General features: G+C 68.3%; 24 protein-coding genes and 1 pseudogene. 9 read left to right on the top strand and 16 right to left on the bottom strand.

Features of this window, described 5'->3' with window-relative positions:
- Positions 1-2: 2 nt before the first annotated feature.
- Positions 3-647: a phosphoribosyltransferase family protein gene (locus tag ABS361_03300; protein ID XBY45324.1), complete on the bottom strand. Its 645-nt coding sequence runs from the start codon at positions 645-647 to the stop codon at positions 3-5.
- A gap of 403 nt (positions 648-1,050) precedes the next feature.
- On the opposite strand from ABS361_03300, the gene urtA reads away from it, so the two are divergent.
- The 5 genes and pseudogenes from urtA to urtE all read left to right on the top strand — a co-directional run bounded on the left by urtA (position 1,051) and on the right by urtE (position 6,820).
- A complete protein-coding gene (urtA, locus tag ABS361_03295) occupies positions 1,051-2,322 on the top strand; it encodes an urea ABC transporter substrate-binding protein (GenBank protein ID XBY46796.1) in 1,272 nt (423 codons plus the stop codon).
- Between the two features lie 243 nt (positions 2,323-2,565).
- Positions 2,566-4,218: an urea ABC transporter permease subunit UrtB gene (gene urtB, locus ABS361_03290; GenBank protein XBY45323.1), complete on the top strand. Its 1,653-nt coding sequence runs from the start codon at positions 2,566-2,568 to the stop codon at positions 4,216-4,218.
- Positions 4,215-5,285, top strand: a pseudogene (urtC, locus tag ABS361_03285) (urea ABC transporter permease subunit UrtC). The gene urtB and the pseudogene urtC overlap by 4 nt, the downstream one beginning before the upstream one ends.
- Positions 5,286-5,359: 74 nt before the next feature.
- Entirely contained in the window at positions 5,360-6,121 is a 762-nt protein-coding gene (gene urtD, locus ABS361_03280; GenBank protein ID XBY45322.1) for an urea ABC transporter ATP-binding protein UrtD, read from the top strand.
- Positions 6,122-6,124: 3 nt separating this feature from the next.
- Positions 6,125-6,820, top strand: a complete 696-nt coding sequence (urtE, locus tag ABS361_03275; protein ID XBY45321.1) for an urea ABC transporter ATP-binding subunit UrtE — start codon at positions 6,125-6,127, stop codon at positions 6,818-6,820.
- Positions 6,821-6,911: 91 nt separating this feature from the next.
- Here the strand turns inward: urtE and ABS361_03270 are convergent, their stop codons facing one another.
- The gene (locus tag ABS361_03270) at positions 6,912-7,484 is read right to left on the bottom strand and encodes a DUF4405 domain-containing protein (GenBank protein ID XBY45320.1); all 573 of its coding nucleotides are present in this window, start codon (positions 7,482-7,484) and stop codon (positions 6,912-6,914) included.
- A gap of 504 nt (positions 7,485-7,988) precedes the next feature.
- Between ABS361_03270 and ABS361_03265 the strand changes: the two genes are divergently transcribed.
- Complete coding sequence (locus ABS361_03265) at positions 7,989-8,450, top strand: hypothetical protein (protein ID XBY45319.1); 462 nt, start codon at positions 7,989-7,991, stop codon at positions 8,448-8,450.
- Here ABS361_03265 and ABS361_03260 read toward each other — a convergent pair whose 3' ends face one another.
- The 11 genes from ABS361_03260 to ABS361_03210 all read right to left on the bottom strand — a co-directional run bounded on the left by ABS361_03260 (position 8,451) and on the right by ABS361_03210 (position 18,692).
- Positions 8,451-8,774: a PilZ domain-containing protein gene (locus ABS361_03260; GenBank protein XBY45318.1), complete on the bottom strand. Its 324-nt coding sequence runs from the start codon at positions 8,772-8,774 to the stop codon at positions 8,451-8,453. It lies immediately after the preceding gene.
- A gap of 206 nt (positions 8,775-8,980) precedes the next feature.
- Positions 8,981-9,361, bottom strand: coding sequence for an oxalurate catabolism protein HpxZ (gene hpxZ / locus ABS361_03255; GenBank protein ID XBY45317.1), 381 nt, complete (start codon positions 9,359-9,361; stop codon positions 8,981-8,983).
- Positions 9,362-9,380: 19 nt separating this feature from the next.
- Complete coding sequence (locus ABS361_03250) at positions 9,381-10,793, bottom strand: AtzE family amidohydrolase (GenBank protein XBY45316.1); 1,413 nt, start codon at positions 10,791-10,793, stop codon at positions 9,381-9,383.
- Complete coding sequence (locus tag ABS361_03245; GenBank protein ID XBY45315.1) at positions 10,793-10,990, bottom strand: DUF4089 domain-containing protein; 198 nt, start codon at positions 10,988-10,990, stop codon at positions 10,793-10,795. The genes ABS361_03250 and ABS361_03245 overlap by 1 nt, the downstream gene beginning before the upstream one ends.
- On the bottom strand, positions 10,987-11,658 hold the full coding sequence (locus ABS361_03240) for a cysteine hydrolase (protein ID XBY46795.1): 672 nt from the start codon (positions 11,656-11,658) through the stop codon (positions 10,987-10,989). Before ABS361_03240 ends, ABS361_03245 begins: the two co-directional genes overlap by 4 nt.
- An 11-nt stretch (positions 11,659-11,669) precedes the next feature.
- A complete protein-coding gene (locus ABS361_03235) occupies positions 11,670-13,232 on the bottom strand; it encodes an ABC transporter ATP-binding protein (protein ID XBY45314.1) in 1,563 nt (520 codons plus the stop codon).
- Positions 13,229-13,948 carry an isochorismatase family cysteine hydrolase gene (locus ABS361_03230; GenBank protein ID XBY45313.1) on the bottom strand — a complete coding sequence of 240 codons (720 nt, stop codon included), beginning with the start codon at positions 13,946-13,948 and terminating at the stop codon, positions 13,229-13,231. The genes ABS361_03235 and ABS361_03230 overlap by 4 nt, the downstream gene beginning before the upstream one ends.
- 10 nt (positions 13,949-13,958) lie before the next feature.
- Entirely contained in the window at positions 13,959-14,879 is a 921-nt protein-coding gene (locus tag ABS361_03225) for an ABC transporter permease (protein XBY45312.1), read from the bottom strand.
- Positions 14,876-15,976, bottom strand: coding sequence for an ABC transporter permease (locus tag ABS361_03220; GenBank protein XBY46794.1), 1,101 nt, complete (start codon positions 15,974-15,976; stop codon positions 14,876-14,878). Before ABS361_03220 ends, ABS361_03225 begins: the two co-directional genes overlap by 4 nt.
- Before the next feature lie 155 nt (positions 15,977-16,131).
- Entirely contained in the window at positions 16,132-17,253 is a 1,122-nt protein-coding gene (locus tag ABS361_03215; protein XBY45311.1) for a BMP family ABC transporter substrate-binding protein, read from the bottom strand.
- A 320-nt stretch (positions 17,254-17,573) separates the two neighbouring features.
- Positions 17,574-18,692, bottom strand: a complete 1,119-nt coding sequence (locus tag ABS361_03210; GenBank protein XBY45310.1) for a 2-oxoglutarate and iron-dependent oxygenase domain-containing protein — start codon at positions 18,690-18,692, stop codon at positions 17,574-17,576.
- 49 nt (positions 18,693-18,741) lie between these two features.
- Here ABS361_03210 and ABS361_03205 point away from each other — a divergent pair, with 49 nt between their 5' ends.
- Positions 18,742-19,461: a GntR family transcriptional regulator gene (locus ABS361_03205; protein ID XBY45309.1), complete on the top strand. Its 720-nt coding sequence runs from the start codon at positions 18,742-18,744 to the stop codon at positions 19,459-19,461.
- Positions 19,462-19,488: 27 nt separating this feature from the next.
- On the opposite strand, the gene atzF is transcribed toward ABS361_03205, so the two are convergent.
- The 3 genes from atzF to ABS361_03190 all read right to left on the bottom strand — a co-directional run bounded on the left by atzF (position 19,489) and on the right by ABS361_03190 (position 23,170).
- The gene (atzF, locus tag ABS361_03200) at positions 19,489-21,297 is read right to left on the bottom strand and encodes an allophanate hydrolase (GenBank protein ID XBY45308.1); all 1,809 of its coding nucleotides are present in this window, start codon (positions 21,295-21,297) and stop codon (positions 19,489-19,491) included.
- Positions 21,298-21,576: 279 nt separating this feature from the next.
- Positions 21,577-21,915, bottom strand: coding sequence for a DUF1636 family protein (locus ABS361_03195; protein ID XBY45307.1), 339 nt, complete (start codon positions 21,913-21,915; stop codon positions 21,577-21,579).
- Positions 21,916-22,075: 160 nt separating this feature from the next.
- On the bottom strand, positions 22,076-23,170 hold the full coding sequence (locus ABS361_03190; GenBank protein ID XBY45306.1) for a ring-opening amidohydrolase: 1,095 nt from the start codon (positions 23,168-23,170) through the stop codon (positions 22,076-22,078).
- Between the two features lie 118 nt (positions 23,171-23,288).
- On the opposite strand from ABS361_03190, the gene ABS361_03185 reads away from it, so the two are divergent.
- Together ABS361_03185 and ABS361_03180 are read left to right on the top strand one after the other, a co-directional pair.
- A complete protein-coding gene (locus ABS361_03185) occupies positions 23,289-23,825 on the top strand; it encodes a TspO/MBR family protein (protein ID XBY45305.1) in 537 nt (178 codons plus the stop codon).
- Positions 23,826-24,190: 365 nt separating this feature from the next.
- Positions 24,191-25,156 carry a helix-turn-helix transcriptional regulator gene (locus ABS361_03180; GenBank protein XBY45304.1) on the top strand — a complete coding sequence of 322 codons (966 nt, stop codon included), beginning with the start codon at positions 24,191-24,193 and terminating at the stop codon, positions 25,154-25,156.
- Positions 25,157-25,166 lie beyond the last annotated feature (10 nt).

Below are 25,166 nucleotides of genomic sequence, written 5' to 3'. Positions count from 1 at the left end.
GTTCACACGGCCGGGCTCTCGGCCAGCGCCGCGACCACCGCGCCATCGTCGAGCTGTGCGAAATCCTCGTAGAACAGCCCGACCGCGCCGAAATCGGCGGGGGTCTCGAGCACGACGACCTCGTCCGCCTCGTCCCTGACGAGCTCGACCGCCTCGCCGGCGGCGACCGGTGCCGCCAGCACCAGCCATTTCGGCTGCTGCGCCCGGATCGCCCGGAGCGCCGCCGTGACGGTCGCCCCGGTCGCGATGCCGTCGTCGACGACGATCACGGTGCGCCCGGTCAAGGCGATCCGGTGCCGGCCGCGCAGATAGAGCGCGCGGCGCCGGTCGAGTTCGGCGATCTCGCGCGCGGCTGCTGCAGCGAAAGCGACCTCCGAGACACCGAACCGCGCCAGCATCGCGGCGTTGCGCACGACGACCGGCTCCGGCCCGTCGGCGACGGCCCCGACGGCGAATTCCGGATCGTCGGGCGCGCCGATCTTGCGCACCAGCGCGAGGTCGAGCGGCGCATCGAGCGCCTGCGCCACCTCCGCCGCGACCGGCACGCCGCCGCGCGGCAGCGCCAGCACGACGGGACGCGCAGCCCGCAGATGCCCCAGCGCGGCCGCGAGCCGCCGCCCGGCGTCCTTGCGATCTCGAAACATCATGCCCGGTCCTTCCGCGTGAGCGGCCGCCCCCTTCCGGGGTGGCCGGAACCCTGGATAGCCGGCGCTCCGTCCTGCGACCGACAACGAGCTTATTTCGTGAGCAATGACGTCCATCCGACTCGATGGCAGCCGGCAGGACTGCCGATGGATTAATCAAAAAACTGGATTTGATTAAATTATAGTCAGTTACGTCGGCGCGACATGCCAACCGTCATACTTCCGTTCCGGCAAGGGTCTGATCTGTCATACATTTCCGCATTTGTACGCAGTTGGCACCCCTCTTGCCAATGATCCGCCATGTCGGAGTACCGGCATGCCGGATCGGCCTGGCCGGCCCGGCGCTCCCGCGGGTGCAACGTCCCGTGCCAATTTAACGGAGTTGGGGGAACACCAGATGAAGTTCATGTCCTATGCGGCCAGTTTCGCGGTCGCAGGCTCGCTCGCCTTCGGTGCCGTCACGGCCAAGGCCGAGGATACGATCAAGGTCGGCATCCTTCATTCGCTGTCGGGCACGATGGCCATTTCGGAGACGACGCTCAAGGACACGATGCTGTTCCTGATCGACGAGCAGAACAAGAAGGGCGGCGTGCTCGGCAAGAAGCTCGAGGCGGTCGTGGTCGACCCGGCCTCGAACTGGCCGCTGTTCGCCGAGAAGGCGCGCGAGCTCATCACCAAGGACAAGGTCTCGGTCGTGTTCGGCTGCTGGACCTCGGTGTCGCGCAAGTCCGTGCTGCCGGTGTTCAAGGAGCTCAACTCGATCCTGTTCTACCCCGTCCAGTACGAGGGTGAGGAGAGCGAGCGCAACGTGTTCTACACCGGCGCCGCCCCGAACCAGCAGGCGATCCCGGCCGTCGACTATCTGATGTCGAAGGACGGCGGCGAGGTGAAGCGCTGGGTGCTCGCGGGCACCGACTACGTCTACCCGCGCACCACCAACAAGATCCTCGAGGCCTACCTGAAGTCCAAGGGCGTGGCCGCCGACGACATCATGATCAACTACACGCCGTTCGGTCATTCCGACTGGCAGACGATCGTGTCGGACATCAAGAAGTTCGGCTCGGCCGGCAAGAAGACCGCCGTCGTTTCGACCATCAACGGCGACGCCAACGTGCCGTTCTACAAGGAACTCGGCAACCAGGGCATCAAGGCGACCGACATCCCGGTCGTGGCTTTCTCGGTCGGTGAGGAAGAGCTCGCCGGCATCGACACCAAGCCGCTGGTCGGCCACCTCGCCGCCTGGAACTACTTCATGTCGGTCAAGAACCCGGCCAACGAAGAGTTCATCAAGAAGTGGCAGGCCTTCACCAAGAACCCGAAGCGCGTGACCAACGATCCGATGGAGGCCCACGTCATCGGCTTCGCCATGTGGGTCAAGGCCGTCGAGAAGGCCGGCTCGGTCGACCCGAACAAGGTCATCGACGCGCTGCCGGGCACCGAGGCCCCGAACCTGACCGGCGGCGTCTCGAAGATGCTCCCGAACCATCACATCACCAAGCCGGTCCTGATCGGCGAGATCAAGGCCGACGGCCAGTTCGACGTGGTGTGGAAGACCAAGGACCTCGTCCCCGGCGCCGCCTGGAGCCCGTACCTCGAAGGCTCGAAGGATCTCGTCGCCGACTGGGTCACGCTGAAGTGCGGCAACTACAACTCCGTCACCAAGAAGTGCGGCGGCTGATCCCCCGCTCCGCGTGACGCGCAATCGGGCGGGGAGGCGAACGCCTCCCCGCTTCGTCTCCGGACCGGGGCACCCGTCGGGGAAGACCACGGCCCGGAGGTCGGACGGCGGAATGACGATCCGAGCGGTCGTCGGCCCGACGCCCCCCCGCCCGACACTCCAAGACATCTCGCGTGGCCTCGGCCACGCGCCGGACGACGGGCGACGCCCCGGCCCGCCACCGGTCACAATCGGGATCAGACCATGATCTTGCTTCCGCGCCTCCGGCGCGTCTCCGCGACGCTCGCCCGCCTCGCGCGGCGGATCGCTCCCGCGCTCTCCCTCGCGCTCGTGCTGCCCCTCGTCTTCCTCCCCGCCGGCCCCGCCGCCGCCGAGGACGTCTCGAAGACGATCGCCAAGTTCACGACCGACAGCTACTCCGACACCAACGAGGCGATCGGCGACCTCGCTGCGAGCGGCCACCCGCGTGCCGCCGCGATCGTCCAGGCGCTGCAGGACGGCAAGCTCGAATTCTCGCCCTCCGGCGCGGTCGTGATCCGCACCGACGCCGGCGTGGTCGATGCGGCGACCGGCGCGGCCGTCGCCAATCCGCCCGCCGACCTGTCGCCGGTGCGCGCCAACAATCGCGTCCGCGGCACGCTCGCCGCCGCGCTCGGCGCGCTGACGCTGCTCAATCCCGATCCGCAGAAGCGCCTCGAGGCCGCCGACGCGGTGTTCAAGTCGCGCGATCAGAACGCGCTCGCCGCGCTCGATCAGGCGATCGCGAAAGAAACCAGTGCGAAGGTCAAGATCGCCTTCGCCGCCGCCCGCTCGGCGATCATCCTCGGCAAGACCGACGCGACCGTCGAGGAGCGCGCCGCCGCCATCGACGCGATCAAGGCGCGCGGCGGCCAGGATGCAGTGGCGCTGCTGCGCTCGCTGCCGGCCGACACGCCCGCCCGGATCAAGGACGCGGCCGAGGCTGCCGCCAAGTCGATCGAGGCGGAACTGGCGCTGTGGTCCGGCGTCCAGAACATCTGGTACGGCCTGTCGCTCGGCTCGGTGCTGCTGCTCGCCGCGATCGGCCTCGCCATCACCTTCGGCGTCATGGGCATCATCAACATGGCCCACGGCGAGATGGTGATGATCGGCGCCTACGTGACCTTCGTGGTGCAGGAGATCATCCGCACCAAGGCGCCGTTCCTGTTCGATTATTCGCTGGCGATCGCGATCCCCCTCGCCTTCCTGACCTCCGGCCTCGTCGGCGTCGCCATCGAGCGGATCGTGATCCGCTTCCTCTATGGCCGCCCGCTCGAGACCCTGCTCGCGACCTGGGGCATCTCGCTGATGCTGATCCAGGCGGTGCGCACCATGTTCGGCGCCAACAACCGCGAGGTCGGCGCGCCGTCCTGGATGTCGGGCTCGTTCGAAATCGGCCATCTGGCGATCACCTGGGGCCGGCTCTGGATCATCGTCTTCGCGCTCGGCGTGTTCGCATCGCTGATCCTGGTCCTGAAGCGCACGCCCGCCGGCCTGCAGATGCGCGCGGTGACGCAGAACCGCGCCATGGCCAGCGCCATGGGCATCCGCACGCCCTTCGTCGACGCCCTGACCTTCGGGCTGGGCTGCGGCATCGCCGGCATGGCCGGCGTCGCGCTTTCCCAGATCGACAACGTCAGCCCGAACCTCGGCCAGAGCTACATCATCGACAGCTTCATGGTCGTGGTGTTCGGCGGCGTCGGCAATCTGTGGGGCACGCTGGTCGGCGCCGTCACGCTCGGCATCATCAACAAGTTCCTGGAACCTTATGCCGGCGCGGTGCTCGGCAAGATCCTGGTGCTCGTCTTCATCATCCTGTTCATCCAGAAGCGTCCGCGGGGCCTGTTCGCCCTCAAGGGCCGGGCGGTGGAAGCATGATCAGCGCGTTTCTCCTGAACGGCCTCGACCGCCGCGTCTCGATCGCGATCGCGGTACTCGCGGCGATCGCGATCCTGGTGCCGATCCTGAACCTCGCCACGGCCCCGACCAGCGCGCTGCACGTGCCGACCTATCTGGTCACGCTATGGGGCAAGTACTTCGCCTATGCCCTGCTCGCGCTCGCCCTCGACCTCGTCTGGGGCTATTGCGGCATTCTCTCGCTCGGCCATGGCGCCTTCTTCGCGCTCGGCGGCTACGCGATGGGCATGTACCTGATGCGGCAGATCGGCACGCGCGGCGTCTATGCCAATCCGATCCTGCCGGACTTCATGGTGTTCCTGAACTGGAAGGAGCTGCCGGTTACCTGGTGGGGCTTCAACTGGTTCGGCTACGCCATGCTGATGGTGCTCTTGGTGCCGGGCCTGCTCGCCTTCGTGTTCGGCTGGTTCGCCTTCCGCTCGCGCGTCACCGGCGTCTACCTGTCGATCATCACGCAGGCGATGACCTACGCGCTGCTGCTCGCGTTCTTCCGAAACGACATGGGCTTCGGCGGCAACAACGGCCTGACCGACTTCAAGGACATCCTCGGCTTCAACATCCAGGCCGACACGACGCGCGCGGCTCTGTTCGCGATCACGGTGGGCACGCTGATCCTCGGCCTGCTGGTCTCTGCGGCGATCGTCAACTCGAAGCTCGGCAAAGTGCTGATCGCGATCCGCGACGCCGAGAGCCGCACGCGGTTCATCGGCTACCGGGTCGCCAACTACAAGGCCTTCGTGTTCACGGTCTCCGCCTGCATGGCGGGCATCGCCGGCGCGCTCTACGTGCCTCAGGTCGGCATTATCAACCCGGGCGAATTTTCGCCGGCGAACTCGATCGAAGCGGTGATCTGGGTCGCGGTCGGCGGCCGCGGCACGCTGGTCGGCGCCATCGTCGGCGCGGTCGCGGTCAACTGGGGCAAGACCTGGTTCACCGGCGCCTTCCCGGAATACTGGCTGTTCGCGCTCGGCGCCCTGTTCGTCGTGGTGACGCTGTTCCTGCCGAAGGGCATCGTGGGCACGATCTCGGGCCTCAAGTTCGGCCGGTCCGCCCCGGCCTCGACAAAACCGGCCGCCTCGGCCACCGCGGCGGAGTGAAGCCGATGGACTCGACCCACAACGTCACCAAGAACTCGCAGCTCTACCTCGACGGCGTGAAAGTATCGTTCGACGGCTACAAGGCGCTGCGCGGCCTGTCGCTCACGATCGCTCCCGGCGAGATGCGCGCGATCATCGGCCCGAACGGCGCCGGTAAGACGACTATGATGGACGTCATCACCGGCAAGACCCGCCCCGACGAGGGCGAGGTCCTGTTCCAGGGCACGACCGACCTGACCGAGCTCGACGAGGCCGACATCGCCGAGCTCGGCATCGGCAGGAAATTCCAGAAGCCGACCGTGTTCGAGAGCCACACCGTGCGCGACAACCTCGTGCTGGCCCTGAAGTCGGACCGGCGCACCTGGAAGACGCTGTTCCATCGCCTCTCCGGCGCCGAGAACGACCGCATCGACGAGTTGCTCGAGACGGTGAAACTCAAGGACCGCGCGGCGGATCTGGCGAAGAACCTCAGCCACGGCCAGAAGCAGTGGCTGGAGATCGGCATGCTGCTCGCGCAGGAGCCGAAGCTGCTGCTCGTCGACGAGCCGGTCGCCGGCATGACCGACGCCGAGACGATGGAGACCGCGCATCTGCTCAGGAAGATCAACGAGACCAAGTCGGTGATCGTGGTCGAGCACGACATGCATTTCGTGCGCGAGCTCGGCGTCAAGGTCACCGTGCTGCACGAGGGCGCGGTGCTCGCCGAAGGGTCGATCGACCACGTGGCAAACGATCCGCGCGTCATCGAAGTCTATCTGGGGCGCTGACACATGCTGACCGTCGACGCGATCGATCTCCACTACGGCGCCGCGCAGGCGCTGCGCGGCGTCTCCGTCCAGGCCGAGCGCGGCCAGATCTCCTGTGTGCTCGGCCGCAACGGCGTGGGCAAGACCTCGCTACTCCGCGCCATCACCGGCCATCAGCCGATCTCCGCCGGCACGATCTCCTGGGAGGGCAAATCGCTCGGCCGGGCGGCGCCTTACGAGCGCGCCCGCGCCGGCATCGCCTTCGTGCCACAGGGTCGAGAGATCTTCCCGCTGCTGACCGTGAAGGAAAATCTCGAGACCGGCTTCGCCTGCCTGCCCCGCTCGGAGCGCTACGTGCCGGACGAGATCTACGATCTCTTCCCCGTGCTGAAGGACATGCTCGGCCGCCGCGGCGGCGACCTCTCCGGCGGCCAGCAGCAGCAGCTCGCCATCGGCCGCGCCCTGGTGACCCGGCCCGGTCTGCTCGTGCTCGACGAGCCGACGGAGGGCATCCAGCCCTCGATCATCAAGGACATCGGCCGGGCGCTCGAGTACCTGCGCTCCAAGGGCACGATGGCGATCCTGCTGGTCGAGCAGTACTTCGACTTCGCCCGCGAACTGGCCGACCGCTACGCCGTGCTCGATCGCGGCGAAGTCGTCATCGCCGGCACCAAGGACGAGGTCGATCCGGAGGACGTCCGCCGCAAGATCGCGGTGTGAGCCGCTCGATACCGGTACCCCGACGCCAGCATGCAAAGGCCCCGGCGATCCACTCGCCGGGGCCTTTCGCATCAACGCGAGGTCGCGTCGATCACTTGGCGGCGACGAGTGCGAACAGCGCCTGCTGCCCGCTCTTGCCCGAGGCCTGGCCGATCGCGGCGAGCGTGTCGCTCGGCGCGCCGACCTTGTAGCCGGCCGCCGTCAGCGCCTGCACCGCCGCATCCGGCGACTTGCCGAGCACCGCGGCCACATCGGAGAGTTTTGCACCGACGCTCGCCGCGACGAGACCGCCGACCGGGCTGCCGCCCCGGCTGCCGGACATCATCGCCGGCACCGCGAAGGCGAGCGCCATCGCGAGCGACGCCGCCAGCGGCCACACGAGCCAGCCGCGCTTCAAATAGCTCGTCAGCGGTGCCCAGTTCTTCCAGACATGCAGCAGGAACGGCACGATCAGCACCATGCTCAGCCATTCGTGCATGCCGTGGAACAGGCTCTGGCCGAGGTGAAAGAACAGCGCCACGCCCGAGATCAGCGAGACCATGAACAGCCCGGTGACGAACGGCGTGGCGTAGCGATTGGCGAGAGATTTCCACATGGATCCGGTCCAGACGATCTGCGTCGGCGCCGCGCCGCCGTCCGAGCCGCGGTCCGACTGTTTAGACATCTCGAGGCCGGCGCCCGATCCGTGTCGGATCGCACCGCCGGCCGCCCTCGCGCGCCACTGTCATCCGACGTCGGCTCCGCTCAAGTTAACTTTCTGTCATGTTGTTTCTACGGACACGAGGCGCAGAACACGAAGGCGCGACGTGATGCCACCACTCCGGACACTCACGCCCTGCGATATCCACCCGCGACAGCGACACGATCAGGATGTATCGATCCAACGCATGTATTGCTGACAGAAACGTATCAGTTTAACAGAATCACACCGACCGACGAGCGAGCACAGATAGTTGACAAAACTTCTGGGCGAATGCCTCGACAACGATCACAAGAGTTTGACAGCACCTGCGGCAGAACGAGATGCCGCGAAACAAAGCTGGCACAGAGCTCGACGAATCCCGTCTATACAGACGATGATCAGCCGTTAGACTCGGGATTCGCGAGGATGGCCGGCGATCGCGGTCAGCCTGTTACGCGCGTCCTTGTGCGCCCGAAGGGGGAATCCATGTCGAGTTTGGCCCGTATCGCCGCTGCGATCGTGTTGTGGTCCGCGACGCCGTCCGAGGCCGCCGACAAGATCACCCTCGAGGCCCTGACGATGCGGCTCGCCTACGAGGGCACCGGCACGCTGTCGGACAACATCGCTCCGCCCGCTCAGTTCAGCGGCTTCAACACGGTGATCGGCGAAGGATCGGCCGCCGAGCCGGCCAACGACATCCTCGTGACCGCCGTGCTCGCGGCGCCGGGCGAGACCAACGGCGAGGAGAAGCTCGTGATCGTCGCCCGCCGCGCCAGCGACCGCAAGGTGCTGGCCGGCCGCATCATCGAGCACCCGTTCGTCGGCAAGACCGGCAAGTCCTATCGCTCGATCCTGATCCAGGACGCGACCTGCGACGGCGTCGAGGTCACGGCGACCTACGGCAAGCAGCGCAAGATCGCCGCCGTCCCCTTCAAGTGCGGCGAATGATCAGCCGCGCTCGGCCGGCCGGCGCGGTCTGAACGGCAGGATCTCGGCGCCGCTGTCTTCAAAGGTGAGCCCGAGCGTCAGGCCCCGGCGCCAGGCGATTTCGACCCAATGCTTGCGGTTCTCGAACCGGAGTTCGAACCGGCTCGGCAGCGGCGACGGCCCGGGCAGCTCGACCCGGACGCCGCCCTGCGACCGGTTGCGGATGGTCAGGTCGAAGGTGGACCAGCCGTTGTTCACCACGGCGGATCCAGGCGCGAGCATGCGGGCGCGCGGCTGACGCCGGCGTTCGGCGCGGAGCGTTCCTGATGGATCGACGTACTGCATGGTCCCGGTCTCCGGTCGTGGTCGGCCCGACCCCGTGTGCAGCCCGAAGATACGGTCAATGCCCGGACTCTGACAGAGAACCTGTCAGAAACGTTTGGATTTGGTTACCGTGAGTTGTGGAGCCAAAGAAACGCTACGTCATTTGCCGCGGCCTGTAACACAGCGAGCGCTCCGGCCGCGGCAAGTGAGCGTCTTGGCCTCGGCGCTCACTCCGCGATGATGCTGACGTGCGCGGCGACCACGCGCCAGCCCTCGGGCATGCGCGCCCAGGTCTGCATCTGCCGGCCGACCTTGCCCGGCGCGCCATCGCGGCGGAACAGCGTCGAGGCGACCGCGAAGTCGCGGCCATAGGTGGTGATCACCGTGCGGTCGAGCGTGCGCGCGAGCCCGGCCGGCGAGCGCGCCGAGCGGAAGGCCGCGATCTCGTCATAGCCGTAGAGGTTCTCGCCGCCGCCGTAGCGGATCGTCGTCGGCGCCTTGAGGAACAGCTCGTCGAGCACGGCGACGTCGTTGGAGACCAGCGCCGCCTCATAGCGCGCGAACACGGCCTCCATCTCGGCCTTCACGTCGGGCAGGTCGATGTCCATGCGAGGAACTCCGGAAAGGTCAGACTGAGGCGAGATCGGCAACCGGCGCCTTCGCGACACCGGCGGTCTCCAGCGCATGGGCGACGCGCAGGCAGAGATCCTCGCGCCAGGGCGCCGCGATCACCTGCACGGCCATCGGCAGCCGTGCGCCGTCGAGCCAGACCGGCACGGCGGCGACCGGCAGACCGATGAAGCTGATCGGCTGCGTGAACACGCCGATATTGGGCCGGAGCGGCAGCTCGACGCCGTCGAGCACGAAGGTCTTCTGCCCGGACTTGGGCGCCAAACAGGGCGTCGCCGGCGCGAGCAGGATGTCGGTGTCGCGGAAGATCGTCAGCGCCTGCTCGCGGAACCAGCGGCGGAACTTCTGTGCCCGGTCGACCCAGAGCGCCGGCACCATCGTGCCGGCGAGGAACCGGTCGCGCGTGTCGGGATCGTAATCGGCGCCGCGCGTACGGATCCGCTCGAAGTGCAGCGCCGCGCCTTCCGACGCGGTGATCACGAAGGCGGCCGCGCGCGCCCGATGCGCCTCGGGCAGTTCGACCTCGCGGCTGGCCCGCAGCGCATCGGCAACGACCTTCACCGCCGCGAAAGCCTCGGGGTGGCCGTTGCGCGCGAAATGGCCGCCGAGCACCGCGACGCGCAGGCCGTCGACGCCCTTCTCCAGCTCCGGCGTGAGCGGCGCGACCGGCTTGTCGGGCTGGTGATGATCGAGCGGATCGAGCCCGGCCATCACGTCATAGGCGAGCGCGAGATCGCGCGCCGAACGCGCCATCGGCCCGAGGTGGTCGAGGCTCGCCACGAACGGATAGGTGCGCGCGCGGGAGAGCCGGCCATAGGTCGGCTTCAGACCGAAGGTGCCGCAAAACGACGATGGCACGCGGATCGAACCGTTGGTATCCGAGCCGAGCGTGAGCGCGGCCTGCCCCGCGGCGAGCGCGCCGCCCGAGCCGGAGGACGAACCGCCGGCCATGCGGGTCGTGTCGTGCGGGTTCAGCGCGGCGCCGTCGTGGGCGTTCTCGCCGGTGAAGTCATAGGCGTATTCGCCCATGTTGAGCCCGCCGAGCAGCAGCGCGCCGGCGGCATCGAGGCGCGCGACCAGCGTTGCATCGTGGCGCGCGACCGGCCGCTCGCGATTGATCTTCGAGCCGGCGCGCGTCGAGAGCCCGGCGATGTCGAACAGGTTCTTGACCGCGAAGGGCACGCCGGCGAGCGGCGGCAGCGTGTCGCCGCGGGCGCGCTTGGCGTCGATCGCAGCAGCCTTCTCGATCGCCCGGCGCTCGGTCACGTCGGTGAAGGCGTTGAGCGTCGGATTGGTCGCGGCGATCCGCGCGAGATGGGCGCGCGCGACCTCGGTCGCGCTCGCCTCGCCGGTCCGAACCAGACGCGCGATCGCATGGGCGGACAGCCGCCAGATTTCGTTTGCCATCATCACGCCTCGAACACCGGAGCCGCCTCGATGTCCTCCGGCAGCGGCCAGGACATCACCAGGTCGGCCGCCCGGGCGACCGCGGTCATGTTGGCGACCACCGTCGGCCGCCAGGCCGGGTCGATGACGAGCCCGAGCTGGGCCTCCATGTGCGCGACATGGGCGGCCGGGTCGAAGCCCGGCGCCGCGGCCTTGGTCATGCGTTCCTCCTGACGGCCGCCGCGAGCCGTTCGAAATCGGTCGTCCAGCCGACGATGCCGCCCTGGGCGCGGATCATGGCGATCGCCGCCTGCTTGAATTCCGGGAAATAGCTCTCGGTCGCGTCCTCGACCAGCAGGCAGTCGTAGCCGCGGTCGTTCGCCTCGCGCATCGTCGTTTGCACGCAGACTTCCGTGGTCACGCCAGCGAAGACCAGATGGGTGATGCCCTTCAGCCGAAGGATGTCGCCGAGCGCGGTGGCGTAGAACGCGCCCTTGCCCGGCTTGTCGAGCACGATCTCGCCCGGCATGGGCGCCAGTTCCGGGATGATGTCGTTGCCCGGCTCGCCGCGCACGAGAATGCGGCCCATCGGGCCTTCGTCGCCAATCCGGAGCTTCGGCGCGCCGCGGTCGCGCTTGGCCGGCGGACAGTCGGCCAGATCGGGCGAATGGCTCTCACGCGTGTGCACGATCGGCCAGCCCTGCGCGCGGAACAGGTCGAGCAGCGCCCGGACCGTCGGTACGATGGCGGTCAGGAGCGAGACGTCGTTGCCGAGCGTCTCGCCGAAGCCGCCGGGCTCGACGAAGTCGCGCTGCATGTCGATCACGACCAGCGCCGTCTTGCCGGGCGGAAATGTGTAGGCGAACGGCTCGGCCGCGACTTCGATCATGTCTTCCGCCATCAATGATGGCCTCCCGCCATCGCGTGCCCGATCGTCTGCCGGTCGGTCTCGCCGATCGGCGCCACATAGGTGATGCGGCCCTCCGACATCACGGCGACACGGTCCGCCAGTTCGAGGATCTCGTCCAGATCCTCCGAGACGAGCAGCACGGCGGCGCCGCGATTGCGTTGCTCCATGATCTGGGTCCGGATCTCCGACACCGAGGCGAAATCGAGCCCGAAGCAGGGGTTGGCGACCACCAGCACGTCGACGTCGCCGGAGAGTTCGCGCGCCAGCACGGCGCGCTGCACGTTGCCGCCCGACAGGTTCTCGATCGGTGTATCCGGCGACGGCGTCTTGACCCGGTAGCGCGCAATCAACTCGCGGGCGATCTTCTTCATCGGCTTCGGCGACAGGAAGCCGCCGGCCGAGGCGATCGGCGGCTTGTCGAAGGTGCGGAACGCCATGTTCTCGGCGACGGACATGCGCGGCACCGCGGCGTTGCGCAGCGGCTCCTCCTGCAGCGAGAACACCTTGAACCGGTCCATCGCCTCGCGCTTCGGCTCGAACGCCTCGCCGCGCACGAAGATGCGGCCGTCGTCGAGGTCGCGCTGGCCGGACAGGACCTCGACCAGCTCCGACTGGCCGTTGCCCGACACGCCGGCGATGCCGACGATCTCCCCGGCCTTGACCTTGAGGTCGATCGCGGCGATCGCCGGCAGGCCCTCGTCGTCGGAGGCGTGCAACGCGGTCAGTTCGAGCACCGTCGGCGGATCGGTGAACGGCGTCCGCGCCGCGCGCTCGCGGATCTTGGTGTCGCCGATCATCATGCGCGCCATGGCGTCGACCGACAGTTCACCGACCTTGCCGCCGCCGACATACTGGCCGCGCCGGAGCACGCTGACCTCGTCGGCATAGGCCGTCACTTCGCGGAACTTGTGCGAGATCATCAGGATCGTCAGCCGCCCGGCGTCGGTCAGGCCGCGCAGCATGCCGAGGATCTCGTCGGCCTCGCCCGGCGTCAGCACGCTGGTCGGCTCGTCGAGGATCAGGAAGCGGCGATCGAGATAGAGCTGCTTCAGGATCTCGAGCTTCTGCTTCTCGCCGGCGGAGAGACCCGAGACCGGCGTCTTCAGCGGCACCCGGAACGGCATCGTCTCGAGGAACGCCTCCAGCCGCGCCGTCTCGGTCTTCCAGTCGATCACGGCCGGGCAGTCGGTGCGCGACACGACCAGGTTCTCGGCCGCGGTCAGCGACGGCACCAGCGTGAAGTGCTGGTAGACCATGCCGAGCTTCAGCTTCATGGCGTCGCGCGGGTTGCGGCAGGAGACCTCGTGGCCGTCGACCATCAGCTGACCGCGCGTCGGCTGGTAGAAGCCCATCATGCACTTCACCAGCGTCGACTTGCCGGCGCCGTTCTCGCCGAGCAGCGCGTGCAGCGTGCCGGGCCGGACCTTGATCGAGACGTCGTCGAGCGCGACGAGCGGCCCGAAGATCTTGGTCATGCCGACGGTCTCGACGCCGACGGCGGTCATCCCGGACGGCGAGGCGGTCGTCTCGGATTCCAGTGCCGCCGCGCTCATGCGATGCTCTCCAGAAACCGGTCGCTGGTCGCGACCGCGCCGAACACGCCGCCCTGCATCTTGACCATGTCGATGGCCGCGAGATGGTTCTCGCGCTTGGTCGCGGCGCAGCAGTCCTCGAGCAGCAGGCACTCGAAGCCGCGATCGTTGGCCTCGCGCATGGTCGTGTGGACGCAGACGTCGGTGGTGATGCCCGAGAGCACGATGTTGCGGATGCCGCGCATCCGGAGCACGAGCTCGAAATCGGTGGCGCAGAACGTGCCCTTGCCCGGCTTGTCGATGATCGGCTCATGGGCGAGCGGCGCCAGTTCCGGGATGATCTCCCAGCCCGGCTCGCCGCGTACCAGGATGCGGCCCTGCGGCCCCTGATCACCGATGCCGGCGCCGATGCGCTGCGAGCGCCAGCGCTTGTTGGCCGGCAGGTCGGAGAGATCCGGCCGATGCCCCTCGCGGGTGTGGATCACATGGAAGCCCTTGGCGCGCATGACGGCGAGCACCTTGGCGATCGGCTCGATCGGCGCCCGCGTCAGCGCGATGTCGTAGCCCATGCAATCGACATAGCCGCCGACGCCGCAGAAGTCGGTCTGCATGTCGATGATCACGAAGGCGGTGTTCTCCGGCCGGAGATCACCGTCGAACGGCCAGAGATATGGCTCCGCGGCGACCGTGTGGGCGCCCGGAACCAGGGCCTGCGCAATGCGCTCGTCGAGGCTCATGGCTCCCTCCTCACTTCATCAGGGTGAGTTCGCCCGGCGCGCCCTTGAGGCTGCGCTTCGGCGAGGTCGACGCGATCATGATGATGAGCGTCAGGATGTAGGGCGCGGCGTTGAAGAAGTGGTAGCCTTGGCTGATCCCGACCGACTGCAGCGCCGGGCCGATCGCCCCCGCGCCGCCGAACAGCAGCGCCGCCACGAAACAGGCGAGCGGGTTCCAGCGCGCGAAGATCACCAGCGCCACCGCCATCAGACCCTGGCCGGAGGAAAGGCCCTCGTTCCAGGAGCCCGGGTAATAGAGCGACAGGAACGCCCCGCCGACGCCGGCGAGGAAGCCGCCGGCGGTGGTGGCGAGGAACCGCACCAGATCGACCGAGGTGCCCATGGCGCGCGCGGTCGCGGCGCTGTCGCCGGTCATGCGCACGGTCAGCCCGACGCGCGTGTTCTTGAACGCCCACCACATCGCGACCGCGACCAGAAGGCCGACGAAGAACAAGGGATTGATCTTCAGCGCTTCCTTGAGCTGCGGATTGGAGACGAGGAAACCGAAGTCGATCGAGGGCAGGCGCGGCGCGGTCGGCTGGATGTACGGCTTGCCGAAGAAGAACGCGAGGCCGGTGCCGAACAGCATGAGCGCGATGCCGATCGCCACGTCGTTGACGCGCGGCAGCCGGCAGACCGCGCCGTGCAGCGCGCCGAACAGCGAGCCGGCGATGCCGGCGGCGAGCACGCCGATCCAGGGGCTCCCCGAGTGGTACGAGATCGCGTAGGCGGTCATCGCGCCGAACACGAGCGTGCCTTCGAGGCCGAGATTGATCCGGCCGGACTTCTCGGTCAGGCATTCGCCGAGCGACACGAACAGGAACGGGGTCGAGACGCGGATCGCGCCGGCGAACATGGCGGTCGCCACCGTGACAAGGGCTGCATCGCTCATTTGCGCGCCTCCGGATCGAAGAACGAGAACCGCCCGTAGAGCGTCTCCGAGACGAGCAGCACGACGAAGATCAGGCCCTGGAGCACGAGCACGGTCGCGTCCGGCAGGCCCATGCGCCGCTGGATGATGCCGCCGGCGGCAGCGAGCCCGCCGAACAGGATCGCAACCGGCGGGATCACGATCGGATTGTGGCGGGCGAGGAACGACACGAGGATGCCGGTAAAGCCGTAGCCGGCGATCAGCGAGCCGTTGGCCTTGCCGAGGATCGCCGCGACTTCGAAATAGCCGGCCATGCCGGCGCAGGCCCCGGCGATCATGGTCGCGAGCACCATGAGCTTGCCGACCGGCAGCCCTTGCGCCCGCGCCGCCCGTACGTTGCCGCCGGTCAGACGCGCGGCGAAGCCGAAGGTCGTGCGGTTCATCAGGATATGCAGCACGACCGCCATCACGATGCCGAACACGAGCCCCCAGTGCACGCCGATGTCGAGCCAGTCCTTGAGCCACGGGATCGGCCCGACCATGTTGGCGGCGCCGATCGGCGCCGTCGACGGCTTGTTCGGGTCAGAAGGGTCGCGCAGGGCGCCCTCGACGAAGAAGTTCAGGACCGAGACGGCGATATAGAACATGAGCAGCGAGGCGATCGTCTCGTTGACGCCCCGATAGTGCCGGAGCGCGCCGACCGCACCGAGCCAGAGTGCGCCCGCGATCACCGCGGCGAGGAACATCACCGGCATGACGAGCCAGGGGCTCGCCCAGCCGAGGAACGGCAGCGCCGCGACCGCCGAGGCGAAGCCGGCGAGGACGAGCGCGCCTTCGCCGCCGATGATCACGAGCCCGAGCCGCGCCGGGATCGCGACCGCGAGCGCGGTCAGGATCAACGGCGCGGCGCGCGTCAGCGTGTTTTCCCAGGAGAAGCTGGTGCCAAAGCCGCCGCGCCAGACCAGTTCGAGAAACTGCTGCGGCGATTTCCCGAGCGCCAGAAGGAACAGCGAGAACAGCGCCGCCGACACGATCAGCGCGAAGATCGGGATCACGACATATTCGGATCCGCGCCGGATCGCGGCGACCGTCTCGGCAACGCCGCTCGGCGCGGCGATCTGCGGAGCCTGGGTGGTATCCGTCACGGCCTCTCCTTCACGTCGATGGTCTGCGCGGCCACGCGGTGAACGTGCCGCCCTCACCTAGGGCGCGTCGGGGCCGGCACCCGCCGGCCCCTTCCGGGGTCTCGCCTCCGGGGCCTCGCCCCGATGGCTCAGGTCAGCGAGCCCTGCACGCCCTCGACGAGGTAGCTCGTCGTCTCCAGGAAGACATCGTAGTTGTCGATGACCTTGCCGGCCGCGACGACCTCGTTGCCCTTGTTGTCCTTGAGCGGACCGGAGACGTAGGGCTTGTTGGCCTTGAGATCGGCGATCGCGGCGGTCGCGGCCTTCTTGGCCTCCTCGGTCGCTCCGGCGCCGAACGGGGTGTTCTGGACATAGTCCTTGTCGTAGCCGCCGCGCTCGAAGTTCGGCAGCTTCTGGCCCTTGGCGAGCAGGTCGGCGAACGACTTGTAGATCGTCTCCCACTTGTACTCCGCGCCGGTGATGAAGCCCTTCGGCGCCAGCGGCGCCTGGCTGGCATTGTGGCCGCAGACCTTGACGCCGCGCTTCTCGGCCGTCTCGACCACCACCTTCGGGCTGTCGACATGGCAGGTCAGCACATCGCAGCCGGCGTCGGCGAGCGCGTTGGCGGCCTCGGCCTCGCGCACGGGCAGCGACCAGTCGCCGGTGAAGATCAGCTGGACGGTCGCGTTCGGATTGACCTTGCGCACGCCCATGGTGAAGGCGTTGATGTTCTGCAGCACCGACGAGATCGGCTTGGCGGCGATGAAGCCGAGCTTGTTCGACTTGGTCGACAGGCCGGCCGCAATGCCGTCCACGTAATGCGCCTGGTGCAGATAGGCGTAGTACGAGCCGGCGTTCATCGGATGCTTGTCCTTCGACCACAGGCCGATCGCGTGGCGGAACTCGACATCCGGATACTTCTTCGCCATCTCGATCATGTGCGGATCGAAATAGCCGAACGAGGTCGCGAAGATCAGCTTCGCGCCTTCGAGCTTGATCATCGACTCCATGCTCTTCTGCACGGCGATCGTCTCGGGAACGTTCTCCTCCTCGACCACGGTCACGCCCGGCACCGCCTTGAGCGCCTTGGCCGCAACCGCATGGGCCTGGTTCCAGCCGAAGTCGTCGCGCGGGCCGACATAGATAATGCCGATGGTGAGGCCGGCGGCCTCCGCCGCGCCGAAGCGGCCGATGGACGGCGCCACCGTCAGCGCGCCGGCGGCCGCGGCGGACTTCAACAGAGACCGGCGATTGAGGATTAACTTCGACATGACGAACTCCCGAGATCATAGGGGAGGCATTGCATACAATGCCGTGACGGTCTCGCTCCGACTCGCAATGCGCGTGCCAAACGGCCGCCGGAATTCCGTAACGGTCATAAGTCCGCCGAGAGAGGTCCGGAACCGCGCGACGGGCCCTGTCCGATCAACCCTTTGCGAGCCTGATCGCGCGCCGGAACCGAACTCCCGCGCGCACGAACGATCCTCCGCACGACCACCGCAGCCCGGCTCGTGGTCGCCCTCATTGTATGCAGCCATGTGCTTGACCCAAAATATCGCACTCAAAATATGCATATGACCGAAAAACAGGCTCAAGACCTCGTTCGCCGGTGCGCGTAGCTGGCATCGAGCTTCTCGGTCAGATGCGCGCGCGCGGTGATCGGCGGGTACTTCGGGGCCGCGCCGACAGGCACGCAGCTCGGGATCGCCGCCACCGGCGCATCCGGATTGGGATCGAGGAAGAACGGCACCGAATAGCGCTCGCGGCCGGTGCGGTTGACCACGCGATGCGGCGTCGAGACATAGACGTCGTTGGTCCAGCGCATCAGGCAGTCGCCGATGTTGACCACATAGGCGCCGGGGATCGGCGGCGCGGCGAGCCATTTGCCCGCGCGGGTGCGGACCTCGAGCCCGCCGACGGCGTCGGTCATCAAAAGCGTCAGATTGCCGTAGTCGGTGTGCTCGCCGGCGCCGATCTGCCCCGCTTCCGCGGCCGGGGGCTGCGGCGGATAATGCAGCAGCCGCAACGTCGACATCGGCCGATCGAACAGCGGCTCGAAGAAGTCCTCGGCGATGCCGAGGTCGCGCGCGATGGCGCGGTGGAGCCTGAGTCCGAGCGCCTGCGCTTCGGCGAAATAGGCGAGCATCGTCCCGCGAAAGCCCGGCAGGTCCGGAAATGCATTCCGCGCCGGCCGGTCCGGCGGATCGAAGCCCAGATTGAAGCCCTCCTTGAGATCGGGCGGCCGCGACGGATCGAGCGCCTCGCCGCGCATCGCGACATAGCCGCGATTGTCGCCGACGAGCCCCATGTCGATCACCGCCTTCTGCTCGACCGGCAAGGCGAAGAACGCCGCCGCCTGTTCGAACACCGCCGCGATCAACCGCTCCGGCACACCGTGGCCGCGGACGTAGAAGAAGCCGATCGACCGGCAGGCGGCGCCGATCTCGCCGGCGATGCGATCGAGCGCCGCGCCGCCGCCGGACAGTCCATCGAGATCGATGATCGGCAGAGCCTGCATGGTGTTCCATCTCCTCGGGGGCGTGACGACCGGCGCATCGCGGCCGGTCGCGCGGCCCAACTCTAGCCCCGCCGAAACCCGCAAACGATGCCAAAGTTTACGCCCGCGACACCAGAGAATGGCGGATCTCCCGCTCAGAACCGCGACTCCTCTTGACCTACGCCGCAGATGCCCTGCAATCAGAGCAGACATCGGCCTGGAATCGCGGAGATCCCCGTTCGAGCGCCCTGGAGAGCAGCATATGGCGGAAGCGAACGAGCAGCGGCAGCATCGGGCGGTCGGCAAGGCCCGCGAGATCACGCCGCTGCCGGGCCTACCCATGGGCAAGACCCGAGCCGAACGGCTGCGCGCCGATCTCGCCGAGCAGATCCTGCTCGGTCGCATCCTGCCCGGCACGGCGCTCGACGAGGTGACGCTCGCCGGCCGGTACAACGTTTCGCGCACGCCCGTGCGCGAGGCCCTGCGCGAACTCGCCGCCGCCGGCCTCGTCGAACATCGGGCCCATCGCGGCGCCGTCGTCTCGACGCTGACCGAACGCCAGCTCGACGAGATGTTCACCGTCATGGCCGACCTCGAGGCCATCTGCGCCGGCTATGCCGCGATCGCCATGACGCCGGCCGAAAGGACCGAGCTCGAGACCATGCATGCCGAGGCCGGCGAGATGGTCCGGCGCGGCGATCTCGCCGCCTATACCGAGGCGAACGACGCCTTTCACGCCTTCGTCTACGCCGCGAGCCACAACACCTTCCTGGCTGAGACCGTGCTCGGCGTCCGGCGGCGTGTGAGCCCGTTCCGGCGTGCCCAGTTCCGCAGCCTCGGGCGTCTGGCGATCAGCCATCGCGAACATGGGCTCGTCATCGACGCGATGCTGCGCGGCGACCGCGAAGGCGCGGCGCGCGAGATGCGCGCGCATCTGGAATCCTCGCGCGCCTCGCTCAGCCACATCAACGACCCGCGCTGAACCCGGCACCGCCGCTATCCGCGTCGGTCAGGCCCGCGCCGCCAGATAGGCGCGCCAGCCGCCGTGATGCGACACGTCCGGCGCGCCTTCGACCCCTGCCGTCTCGCAGATGAAGCCGCGCAGCGACTGGCCATCCTCGAGCACGACCGTGCCGAGCCCGAGCGGCGGCGCGATGCGGGCGAGCAGCGCCCCGACGCCGGCGAAAGGGACCGCCCAGATCTCGCCCTTGATCGCGGCCCCGCCCTCCCCGACCCGGATCAGCCCCGGCCTCACCGGCGCGCCGGCGAGCGCATGCATGCGGTAGAGCGGCGCGGTGCGCGTCTCGCCGATCAGGGTCGCGCCACAGCCGGTCAGTTCGTGGTTGAGCGCGAGCCCGGAGAGATGCGCGCCGAACACGACCAGCGGCAGGGTGTCCGCCGGCGCGTCGAGGGCGAGCGGCGTAAAGGCCGGCCGCGGCTTACCCGTCGCACCGAGCGGCAGGCCGGAGGTGCCTTCGATCACCCGCCCGAGCCCGGCGAGAAAGCCGTCGCGGCCGCCCTCGCCGATCAGCGTGACGCCCGAGGGGAACCCGTCCGAGCGCAGCGCCACGGGCACCGCGAGCGCCGAGAGCCCGAGCAGGTTGACGAAGTTCGTATAGGTGCCGAGCGCCGAGTTGGTCGCGATCGGATCGGCCTCGACTTCGGCGACCGTCCAGGCGCGCGGCACGGTCGGCACGACCAGCGCGTCGACCGACGTCCAGACGGCCTCGGCGATCCGCGCCAGATCCTTGAGCTTGTAGAGCGACTTGAATGCCTCGACGGCGGTGCGCGCGCCGGCCGGCGCGATGATCGCGCGCGTCACCGGATGCATCGCCTCCGGCTTTGCGGCGACGAACTCCTCGATCGCGGCCAACCGCTCGGCGACCCAGGGCCCTTCGTAGAGCAGCCGGGCGACCGCGAACAGCGGCTCGAAATCGATCTCGACCAGCGTCGCGCCGAGCCCCGCGATCCGCTCCAGCGCCGCCGCATAGGCCGCCTCGCCGACCGTATCGCCGAAGAAGTGCCGGTCCTTGGCGCCCGGCACGCCGAGCCGCAGACCCGCGGGCCACGGGCCTTGCTTCTCGGCGGCAAACACCTTCGAGAACGCGTCCGTCGGATCGAAGCCCGCCATTACGTCGAGCACGGCGGTCGCATCGTCGACGGTCAGCGCGAAGATCGACACGCAGTCGAGCGTACGGCAGGCGGGGAGCACGCCAGTGGTCGAGGCGAGCCCCGGCGTCGGCTTTAAGCCGACCAGATTGTTGAGCCCCGCCGGCACGCGCCCCGAGCCGGCCGTATCGGTGCCGAGCGAGAAGGCCGCGATGCCGGCCGCGACGGCGACCGCCGAGCCCGACGACGAACCGCCGGGGATGCGCGCCGGATCGAAGGTGTTGCGCGGCACGCCATAGGGCGAGCGCACGCCGACGAGCCCGGTCGCGAACTGGTCGAGGTTGGTCTTGCCGATCACGATCGCGCCGGCCGCCTCGAGCTTGGCGACCGTGGTCGCGCTGGCCGAGGGCGCGTAGGCGAAATCCGGGCAGGCCGCCGTGGTCGGCAGGCCGGCGACGTCGATATTGTCCTTGACCGCGAAGGGCACGCCGTAGAGCGGCAGCGCGGCCCGCGCGTCGACCGACAACGCGGCGAGCGCGGCCGCCCGCGCGTCGAGCGTCGCGCGATCGGGCCGGGCGATGAACAGCGCCGGATCGTCGAAGGCCGCGATCCGCGCCTCCACCGCCGCGATCACATCGCGCGGGTCGAGCCCGGCCGCATAGGCGCGAGCGAGGCTCTTGAGGTCGAAGCTCTCCGGAACGGCGGGCATGAACGGCTCCTGGACGGACATGAACAGACGAGGCTCTGGCGACGAGGCATCTGGCGACGCGGCGATCGGGACGACGCACGATCACGGCCTCGGACGATCCGGACGGCTCCTGAAACCCGCCCCGGATCGCGTCACGTCAATTCAGCAAGCCATATGCCAGTCGGCGGCACCTCGCAATCGCTGCATACAAGTCAAAGCCTATGATCAAAACATGAGCAAAAATGACCCGACCGCCCATCCTGCGAGCAGGCGTGTATGCAGCCGATCCGGCGACCGATCTCACCGCCGACCACGACGCGAAGCCAGCACCGAGGTGCGCCGACGCAACGATGCCGGAACGTCGGCGGCCTCGAGCCCGGACGCCGTCGCATGGCGATCGGCGAGATCGAGCACGGCGCCGGCATCGGCCTCCGTGAGAGCGGTCAGGCGCACCAGCGGCTTGCCGCGCCCGCGCAGCGCCGCGTTGCAGGGCGACCGGCAACCGTCCAGGCAATCGACCGCCTCGATCGCCACAAGCACGCCGCGCCGCTCCGCTTCCTGTCGCAGCGCTGCCGCGAAACGCGCGCCATGGCTCGGCTCCGGGGCGTCGAGATCGTAGCGATCGCAGGTCGTGCACACCGTCACCCGGCGCAGGGGAGCGGCGGTGTCCGGGGGCTCCGGGGCGAGACGGCTGGCGACGGTCCGGCGGGGGCGTCTGCGTCGGAATTGATCGTCATGCCGGGATCATGGCGCGGAGACAGGCGAGGGTCGAGCCCAGGGGAGCCCTGCAGCGGTCGCATCACGCCTTGCGCGCGATCACCGCGCAGGGTCCGCCGCCGTCGGGGCCCTGGTGTTCGGCTCCGCCCGAGACGAAGATCTCCGCATGCCCGACCACGCCCGCCAGGGCTCCCGCCACGAAGGCCCGCGCGTGACGGGTCGAGGAGATGTCGGAATCGTCGAGCATCGTATGCCGGTGGTGCCTGAGCCGCCCGGTCGAGGACGCCTCCGCCTTGACCAAGAGCGCCCTCAGCCGCGCCTGCTCATCGGTGGAGAGCTGCCCCGCGGCATCGAACCCGAGGCGCCGCAGCGCCGCGCGCACCGGCTCGACGTCGATGCCGTCGGCCATCACGGCATGGTCGATGGCGAGATCGCCGCTCCAGGCCGCGCTCATGCCGAGCACCATGATCTCGACGACCATCAGTTCGACGCCGGCCGATGTGCTCGCCCGCCCCGACCAGAGCGTTTTGTCGACGCCGATCGCCCGATCGTCGATCGCGTCGCGCGCCACCTCGCCGAGCGCGACGGCGACGCCGAGCGCCGAGGCGCCGCGTGACAGGCCCATCGACTTCAGCGTCTCGGCCGTCGCCGTGCTGGCGCCGCGCCCCCGCGCCTCGAGAATGCGCTCGGCCGTCAGCAGCGGACACTTGATCTGCACGAAGTGCACGTCCTCCGCCGCGGCGATGCCCGCCTTCGCCATCGCCGCCGCGACAGCCGCCGCGACCGCATCGACCTGCGCGACGCGACCGATCTCTTCGGGGAGGAGTGATCGCGTCGCCGCCACGCCGACGGCGAGGGACGGTCCAGTGGCGGCGTGATCGCCCGCCCGCGCCTCGACCACGAGCCAGTGCGGCCCGAGCCCGCCCTCGGTGCCGCCCGACATGACGAAAGCGATCGCATCGACGCGGTCGGGTGCGATATGGCGCGAAAACAACAACTTGAGCGACTGGACGGCGAAGCCCCGCGTGAAATCGTTGACGCAGCCGTTGCCCTCGGTCTTGCCGAGCACGGCGACCACCGACGCGGGATCGAGCGTGCCGGCCGCAATCGCCGCCGCCAGGGCGGAGACGTCGTCGGGGGCCGACATGGGCAGGCGGTGCATCACGGCATGAGGCATGGGAAGCGTTCTCCGGAACCCGGGCCGGCACGGCCCGTTCATCCGCGACCGCTAGCAATGCGTATGCCTGACGAGGGACCGCCCCCTCTCACTGCAGCCACCGAAGAGGATCCCACCGATGTCGATGAGCCCCGCGACGAACTTCCCCTTCTCCGCCGCAACCGGCGAGAGCCAGCCCCAAGGGACGCCACGGTGGTGGCCGGTGGTCGCGATCATCGCGGCGACGGTCGCCACGGCCGCGATCGGCGGCCTCATCACGGCACCGCGGATCCCGACCTGGTACGCGACGCTGCCGAAGCCGTGGTTCACGCCGCCGAACTGGCTGTTCGCGCCGGTCTGGACGATGCTCTATATCGTCATGGCGGCGACCGCGATCCGGGTCTGGCTCGCGCATGCGCCGCTGCACCTGCGCCAAACCGCGCTCCTGATGTTCTTCGTCCAGCTGGCGTTGAATTTCCTCTGGACGCCCGCCTTCTTCGGCCTGCGCAATCCGGGACTTGGGCTCGCGGTGATCGCACTTCTGTGGATGGCGATCCTGCTCACGATGCGTGCCTTCCATGCGGTTCGTCCCTGGGCCGCATGGGCGTGGCTGCCCTATCTCGCCTGGGTGAGCTATGCGACCGCCCTCAATGCCGCGATCTTCTCCAGCATCTGACCTGCAGGAAATGACGATGCATACCCTTTCCAGAGAGCGCGACGAAGTGCGCGCAACACCTCTACGGAACATTACCTAAGGTAACCTTTGAAAGGACATGGCAACTCTGCGTCGACAACCAAATCGTACGCTCAATCGAGCCAAAAGTCGGTAAAATCCAATGAAAATATCAAGAATTCAACTATAATTCTTGTATATTTTTACGCAGTATATTTCGGTATCCGCAAAGTTATCCACTTGACGCAGAGAGCACGCGCGGGCAAAGCGCATAAATACGGAAATCGGAATGAGATCTGCGCGACCATAGTCCTTCCTGACGTCGGATAACAGCGCGTCGTGGTCGAAACTGGCGCGGGGCGTTGGCGGTGAATTCGAACGAGCAGAGCGGGACCACAAAGGGCTCCCCCGAAGGACCCGCGAGCCGGCGGATCCCGATCGATCTCGGCGATCCGGCCTGGCGGGCGGCAGCTGTCGACCAGACGGTCCCGACGGTCATCACCAGCCTGGAAGCCTATGCGCCGGGCGTGTCCGTGCACATGCTGCTCGATGGCGAACTGCTCATCAGCCACACCGAGGACCGAAGACACCGGATGGTGGCAGGCGCCATGCTGATCGCATGCCTTCCCACCGGCGGAGAGCGGCGCATTTTCGCTCGACATCAGAAACGTTTACGCTGGATCGAATTCCAGGCGGACGCTACGTCAGGCATCGACCGGTTCGGCATCCCGCCGGCGTGGCTGGAGGCCGACAAGCCGCCGCACGAGGTCCTGCTTCCGATGCCGGCCGAGCTCGTCACGCGTGCGCTCGGCCTGTTCGAGACACACCTGCCGCCGCCGCTCGGCGAGACCCGCCGGGGCGCCGAGGTGCTGCTCGCGGTGTGCGATGTGATCGCGGCCGTGATCACCGACACGCATGCGGCCTGCCCTGCGCTCGCCCGCTCCAATGCGCTGTTCACCGCCGCGGTTGAACTCATGGAGAGCCGTCTGCACGAGCCGCTGAGTGTCGCCGACCTGTGCGCGGCGCTCGGCACCAACCGCAACAAGCTCACCGCGCTGTTCCGTGCGCGCGCCGATGCCTCGCCGATGGAATACCTCGGCCAGTTGCGGCTGCGCCGCGCCCGGGTGATGGTGCTCACGCGCGACCTGCCGCTCGGCGAAATCGCCCACCGCGTCGGCTATCGGCAACAGTCGAGCTTCACCCGCGCCTTCCGACAGCTGTTCGGCGAAACGCCGCGCGGCATGCGGGCTGGCGTCGAGCACGCGACCTTTCCGGCCGGCGCCACGATCCATGACAGCGGCCGCGAGCGCGCGGATCATCCCGACCGGCATTGACGGGCGTCCG

Source organism: Ancalomicrobiaceae bacterium S20, from assembly GCA_040269895.1.
Lineage (GTDB): Bacteria > Pseudomonadota > Alphaproteobacteria > Rhizobiales > Ancalomicrobiaceae > Methyloraptor > Methyloraptor flagellatus.
The sequence above is the reverse complement of the archived record's forward strand: the minus strand, read 5'-3'. Positions and strand labels throughout refer to the sequence as shown.